Origin of the sequence: Pseudofrankia sp. EUN1h (assembly GCF_001854645.1) — a bacterium.
In the GTDB taxonomy this organism is placed as follows: Bacteria; Actinomycetota; Actinomycetes; order Frankiales; family Frankiaceae; genus Pseudofrankia; species Pseudofrankia saprophytica.
In genome coordinates this window covers 1-3,041 of the sequence record NZ_MBLN01000124.1, presented here as the reverse complement: position 1 = coordinate 3,041, position 3,041 = coordinate 1, and the positions used below count along the sequence as shown (strand labels likewise).

Here is a 3,041-nt window from a genome sequence, read left to right as displayed (position 1 = left end):
GGTCAGGGTGTCCGGGTGGTCGGGGCCGAAACGGTGGTGGGCGGTGTCGGCGAGGTGGTGGTAGCGGTCGATGGCGGCGGTGGCCAAGCCGGCGTTGCCCAGGCTGCTGGCGGCGCGGAACAGAACCCGGTGGGTGTCGGGCTGCCAGAGCGGGTCGGGGGCAGTGGTGTGCAGGGTGTCGGTGTTGGTACGCAGGGTCTGGGCGAGGGTGGTGTCGCGTTCGACCTCGGGCCAGACGGCCATCAGTGCGTCGGCCGCGGCCCGGCCCGCGGCGTGCTGCCCGTCGGGCGGCAAGGTTTCGCGGACGGCACGTTGCAGCAGCTGATGGATCCGCACGGTCTGGGCTGGGCTGGTGGGGTTGTGGTCAATCAGGCTGAGTCGGTGCAGGACCCGCAGCGCGTCGCGGGCATCGTTCGCGCTGACTGGGGACAGACGCGAGCGTCGCCAACGTCGGCGACGCTTTTCGGGAACCGGCCGGCGGCTGGCCAGGTATCTCAGCGCTGGTGGGCTGGTGAGGACGATTTCGGGGATGCCGTTGGGGTCGAGCAGGGCGGCGGACTCGAGCAGGGGCCGGGCCAGGCCGACAGGGCGTTGCTGGTGGGCGCGGTCGATCGACAACGACCAGACGGCCGCGACCGGCGCCGGTTGGTCATCGGGCAGAGCGCTGGGGGCTAGGTCGGTCAGGGTTCGGCTGCGGTCGGCCAACCGGGCCCGGTAGGTCGGGGCGTCGAGGTCCAGATCGAGCAGGTAGGCGGCAGCCTGGGCTAGGGCGAGCGGCAGATGGCCCAGGTCGGCGGACAAGGCGGCGAGCTGGTCGACTGGCTCGGCGCGGCCGTGGGCGGCGAGCGTGGCGGCCAGATAGGCCACCGCCTCGGCCTCGGTGAAAATACCGACGTCGACCCGGCGACGGCCGGGGCCGAACAGGGCCGCGTCCCGGCGACGGGTGGTGACCACAACACGACCGCCCGGCCGGTCGGGCGGCCACAGGCCGGCGAGGTCGGCGGGGTCTGCGAGATCGTCGAGCACGACCAGCCACCGCTTCTCCGTTTCGGCCAGCCAGGCAAGCAGCCTTTCGGCGGCGGCCGCCGGGTCGCCCTGATCGGCGCCGGCCACGTCGACAGCGGTGATGGTGTAGCCGGTCTGGATCTGCTCCCGGCTGCCCGCGGTTATCCAGACCAGTAGATCCACCTGCCGGCTGTCCCACATCTGGTGGGCGTAGTGGGCGGCGAGCTGGGTCTTCCCGACCCCACCCATCCCGGCCAGGACCTGGCACACCACCGCCGTCTCGCCGGCAGTGACCGCAGTCGCCAGCTGGTCGACTGGTGCCCGATGCTGGAAGCAGTCCGCCTGTCGCGGCACGACCCCGACCCGGTGTGGCCAAGTCACCTGCGACGAACCCATGAGGAACGTGTTGTTCTGTACACCGGAGCCGACCAGCAGGGCGGTCGGGCCGGTAAAGGAGCTCCCACTGACCGATGCCGCAGGTGTGTCCTCCGCCGGTACGTGGGCCGGCTTCTCGTCGTCAGGGTTCTCGGACGACGAGGCGGCGGCCATGCTCAGCCACCGAAGGTGTTCGTCTGCTGATTGTGGTCACCGACCTGCATCGCGGTCGGCCCGAAGAACGTGGTCCCCGAGACCGTCGCCCCGCCTGCCCGGGCAGCGGCGGCCTGCAGGTCGCGCACCGCCTGATCCAGCGCGGCGGCGAACCCGGGATCCCGCTCGGCGGCATCCTCGACGGCCCGCGCCACGCGCTGCTGGGTCCGCTCCGACAACTCCACGGCGCCAGCTTGGGCTTCCTCCTGCAGCCTTCCCAGCGCCGGATCCTCACCCAGCGCCCGGCTGACCAGCTCATGCACCCGGTCCATCCCAGCGTCCACCGCCCGGTCTACCTCGGCATCCGCCTGGGCGCCGACCCGGCGCGCCTTACGGACCGCCCAGGCGAACAGCACCCCGACCGCGACCTCGATTCCCGTCATCCCCAACCCCCCGCGACGCGTCCTTGTCGACCATGACCGTACGCGCCCAACCCACCACCTGATCACCAGACCGGCCGCCCCGGCAACCACCGCCAATTGGACCAGCCACGCCGGATCTGGCCAAGGGGGCGAGGAACTGCCGGACCGACACAGTAGGAACAGCCACGGTGCCCCGCCGACGGTCGTCGAGTCCCTCCGGCGGGACACCGTCACAACCGGCTGCCCTTCGTATCGGCGTCGACCTGGTGGTCGGGTTCTGGTCCGCCATCGAGACTCGCGCGTAGCCGATCAGCTTGCCGTCGGCAGTGGCCGGTTGGGACGTTTGTCGACATTGAATATCGACGCGGGTTGTCAACGCCCCGAGAGGGGTCTCTAGGCCGGTCGCCGGGTGGTGTCGACAGAGGACCGTATACCGACAAGATCGAACATTACATTTGGCTATTGAGCGCTGGCCGGACAGGTGTTCCGGTACGGCTCGGTGGCGAGGTAGCGAGTCCATTCCTGTTTGTCCAGGCCCCGGCCGGCGCGTTGGCAGGCGACCTGGACTGCGGCGTTCCGCAGGTACTGGAGCACCCCGATATCCCACATGCGCACCGTGCCGTCGTCTCCGCCGGCGGCAAGCAGGCCGTCAGGGGCAACCGCCACTGAGTTGACCGAGGTGCGCGAGTTTGTGACGCTGGCGATCGGGTCACCAAGTGGACGGGGCGCTCCCCGGTCACTGACGTCCCACAAGCGCACCGTGCCATCGTTTGCGCCGACGGCAAGTATGCCGTCCGGACCGAACGCCAGCGAGTAGACCGAGGCGGTGGCGCCGGTGAGTGGATCGCCGAGTGGGCGGGGCGCCTCCCGGTTGCTGATGTCCCAGAGGCGCACCGCGCCGTCGGATCCGCCGAAGGCGAGCAGGCCGTTCGGGCTGAACGCCACCGCGTTGAGCTGGTTGATCATGTAGGTGTAGCTGGGGGGCGTGGAGCTGAGCAGGTGGGGCGCGGCCCGGCCGCTGACGTCCCACAACCGGACCATGCCGAGGTCGCCTGTCGCAAGAAGGCCGTTCGGGCCGAATGCCAA

Annotated in this window: 3 protein-coding genes; all 3 read right to left on the bottom strand. The window is 70.4% G+C overall.

The window, feature by feature from the left end:
• Positions 1 to 1,554: NB-ARC domain-containing protein (locus BCD49_RS39765; RefSeq protein WP_083401990.1), on the bottom strand; the 1,554-nt coding region annotated here is incomplete at its 3' end.
• A 2-nt stretch (positions 1,555 to 1,556) separates the two neighbouring features.
• Positions 1,557 to 1,976 (bottom strand): hypothetical protein, encoded by a 420-nt coding sequence (locus BCD49_RS39760; protein ID WP_007512759.1) that lies wholly within the window; start codon positions 1,974 to 1,976, stop codon positions 1,557 to 1,559.
• Positions 1,977 to 2,414: 438 nt separating this feature from the next.
• Positions 2,415 to 3,041 (bottom strand): WD40 repeat domain-containing protein (locus BCD49_RS39755; RefSeq protein WP_442960544.1); only part of this gene is annotated, 627 nt, incomplete at its 5' end.